This is a genomic window from Lyngbya sp. CCY1209, from assembly GCF_035615495.1.
In the GTDB taxonomy this organism is placed as follows: Bacteria; Cyanobacteriota; Cyanobacteriia; order Cyanobacteriales; family Microcoleaceae; genus Limnospira.
This window is the reverse complement of record NZ_JAJENU010000087.1, coordinates 1-3,337: the sequence shown is the minus strand read 5'-3', so window position 1 is coordinate 3,337 and position 3,337 is coordinate 1. Positions and strand designations below refer to the sequence as shown.

The 3,337-nt window shown below is 58.6% G+C and carries 2 protein-coding genes and 1 tRNA gene; 1 reads left to right on the top strand and 2 read right to left on the bottom strand.

The window, feature by feature from the left end; translation table 11 throughout:
* Positions 1-106: 106 nt before the first annotated feature.
* Positions 107-179 (bottom strand) — tRNA-Arg (locus LKE08_RS00460).
* Positions 180-454: 275 nt separating this feature from the next.
* Entirely contained in the window at positions 455-2,932 is a 2,478-nt protein-coding gene (locus LKE08_RS00455) for an ATP-dependent Clp protease ATP-binding subunit (RefSeq protein ID WP_324702225.1), read from the bottom strand.
* Positions 2,933-3,153: 221 nt separating this feature from the next.
* Between LKE08_RS00455 and LKE08_RS00450 the strand changes: the two genes are divergently transcribed.
* Positions 3,154-3,337 (top strand): hypothetical protein (locus LKE08_RS00450; RefSeq protein WP_324702224.1); only part of this gene is annotated, 184 nt, incomplete at its 3' end.

Genomic DNA, 3,337 nt, shown 5'->3' with positions numbered 1-3,337 from the left:
CGACTGAAGTCGCCGTTCGCTTTTCATCCGTGCTTTAAAAAGACACGGCTTTCAAGCTCTCGTCCTTTTCTCGTAAACCGTTGCAGGATCAGGTTTTTTTGATGTACGAGCATGGAGGGATTTGAACCCCCGACCCTCAGAACCGGAATCTGATGCTCTATCCACTGAGCTACATGCCCTCGCACGAATGTCAGTATAGCACAGATGGGAGGCAACAGGGAATAGGCGGCGGACAATTGGGGTAAAACGCTTTCACCGTGAGGGTTTCAGGCGCGATCGCGCGCCGGACGGGTACGGCTGCGATCGCCCCGACTCGCCCCCCCATCCCCGAGTGCGGCGGACAAATTCAAATCGAAATCACCAGGCCCTGAAGAGAGGGAATAGGGAGTAGGGAATCGGGAATCGGGAATCGGGTTTACCCTACACCCCACACCCTACACCCCACACCCTGATTCTAGCCGTTGGTCATGGCGTATTCGGGACGGGCGCTGAGATATTCCTCGCCGGTGAGGATTTTAACGTTGCCATCGTCGTCCATGTCCATCAGGGCGACGTCGCCGGAGCTCAGTTCGCCGGAGAGCATGGCTTCGGCGAGCACGTCCTCCATCAGGTTCATGATCGCCCGACGCAGGGGACGTGCACCGTAGTTGGGATCATAGCCGACTTCGACGATGTGATCCTTGAAGCGATCGCTCACTTGCAGGGTGATCTCCTTCTCCGCCAGACGGCCGAACACTTCCCGCAGGAGGATGTCGGCGATCTGCTTCACCTCGTCCTTCGTCAGCTTGCGGAAGACGATGATCTCGTCGAGGCGGTTGAGGAATTCCGGGCGGAAATACTGCTTCAACTCCTCGTTGACGAGGTTGCGAATCCGGGTGTACTGCACGTCTTCCTCGGGGTCGGCGAACTCGAATCCGATGCCGCCGCCGCCCTTTTCGATCACCTTCGATCCGATATTGGAAGTCATGATAATCAAGGTGTTCTTGAAGCTGACCGTGCGGCCCTTGGCGTCGGTGAGGCGTCCGTCTTCCAAAATCTGCAACAGCATATTGAAAACGTCCGGGTGCGCCTTTTCGATTTCGTCGAACAGGATCACCGTGTAGGGGCGACGGCGCACGGCTTCGGTGAGTTGTCCCCCTTCGTCGTAGCCGACGAATCCGGGGGGAGAACCGATCAGCTTGGACACCGTGTGGCGCTCCATGAATTCTGACATATCCAGGCGGATCATGGCCTCTTCCGAGCCGAAGAAGTAGGCGGCCAGGGCTTTAGTGAGTTCGGTTTTTCCCACACCTGTGGGGCCGGAGAACACGAAACTGGCGATCGGGCGGTTGGGGTTCTTGAGTCCCACCCGGGCGCGGCGGATGGCGCGGGAGACGGCGCTGACGGCTTCATCCTGGCCGATGAGGCGCTGGTGCAGGGTGTCTTCCATGTGCAGCAGCTTGTAGGACTCGGATTCGGTCATCTTCGTGACCGGGATTCCCGTCCAGGCTGAAAGCACGTTGGCGATGTCCTCTTCCGTCACCATCAGGTCAGCTTTGATTGAGGTTTCCACTTCGGAGGCGGATTCGATTTGGTCGCGGATTTCCAATTCGCGATCGCGCAGTTCCCCGGCTTTCTCGAAATCTTGACCCTGGACGGCGGAATCTTTTTCCTTGACCACTTCGGAGAGTTCCCGCTTCAGGTCTTTCACTTCCGGCGGCAGTTTGGAGTTCATCACCCGCACCCGAGAACCGGCTTCGTCGATTAGGTCGATCGCCTTGTCCGGGAGGAAGCGATCGCTGATGTAGCGGTGGGAGAGGGTGGCGGCGGAGTGCAGGGCCTCGTCGGAGATGGTGAGGCGGTGGTGCTGTTCGTAGGCGGACCGCAGTCCGAACAGGATCTCGATGGTTTCTTCGACTGTCGGTTCGCCCACCATCACGGGTTGGAACCGGCGCTCCAGGGCGGCGTCCCGTTCAATATATTTGCGGTATTCGTCCAGGGTGGTGGCGCCGACGCACTGCAATTCGCCCCGGGCCAGGGCCGGTTTGAGCATATTGGCGGCGTCCATCGTCCCCTCGATCGCTCCGGCACCCACCAGGGTATGGATCTCGTCGATGACTAAAATAATATTGCCGGCCGATTTGATTTCATCGACGATCTTCTTGAGGCGTTCCTCGAACTCGCCCCGGAAGCGGGTTCCAGCCACCAGGGTCCCCATTTCCAAGCTGACCACCTGGCGGTCTTCGAGCAGTTCGGGGACGTTGCCGTTGACGATGCGCTGGGCCAACCCTTCCGCGATCGCCGTTTTACCCACACCGGGTTCGCCGATGAGTACGGGGTTATTCTTGGTGCGGCGTCCGAGAATTTGGATCACCCGCTCAATCTCGCGGTTGCGTCCGACGATGGGATCGAGTTTGCCTTGTGCAGCCAGTTGGGTGAGGTTGGTGGAAAATTCGTCCAGCGTCACCGTCTTGCGGTTGCGGCTTCTTGAGGTTCCCCCGGCCGGTGCCGCGGCTACTTCTTCGCCCAGGTTGCGGATCAGTTCCGTCCGCAGTTGGGCGCGATCGATCCCGAAGTTTTCCAGCACTTTGGCCGCGACGCCTTCGTCGTCCTGCAACAATGCCAATAAAATGTGTTCCGGGGCAATGTAGTTGTTGCCCAGTTGCCGCGCCTCTTTCATGGCCCCCTCGAACACCCGCTTGGCCCGGGGCGTGAAGGGGATTTCCGGCGGCATGAAGCCCGAACCCCGGCCGATGATGGATTCGACCTCGCGGCGGGTATTGTCCAAATTCAGGTTTTTATCGGAAAGCACTTTCGCCGCCACGCTGGTGCCTTCTCCGAGAATCCCGAGCAACAGTTGCTCCGTCCCGACAAAGTTATGTCCCAAACGTCGCGCCTCTTCCTGAGACAGCATCACGGCTTTGATGGCTTTATCTGAGAAGTATTCAAACATTCGTCTTTTTCCCGTCCAGCTATTGTACTTAGCTAACCCTGGAGGCCTGTTTGGTTCCGTACAGGAGTAACATCACACCCCCAAGATGTGTAAACTTTTGTGTATTTTCCTATCCCTACTGTATCGCTCTCTCGCAAATCATGCAGTGAGGAGAGCCGTAATTTGGGGAGTCGGGAGTCGGGAGTCGGGAGTCGGGAGCGGGGGGAGCGGGGGGAGCGGAGGTGGCGGAGGAAGCGGGGAAAGCCGAGGGAGCGGAGGGAGCGGAGGAAGCGGAGGGAGCGGAGGGAGCGGGGGAAGTGGGGGAAGTGGGGAAACGGGTAGAACATCTGCACCGCTTGGGAATCAATTCCCCGAGGGCGCAAGCCTTGCGCCCCTACCAGCAAAAATCATCTGAAGATGATTGGG

Bases quoted from the DNA above. Each gene is read 5' to 3' on its own strand.
- LKE08_RS00455 (WP_324702225.1), bottom strand. From the start codon at position 2,932: ATGTTTGAATACTTCTCAGATAAAGCCATCAAAGCCGTGATGCTGTCT.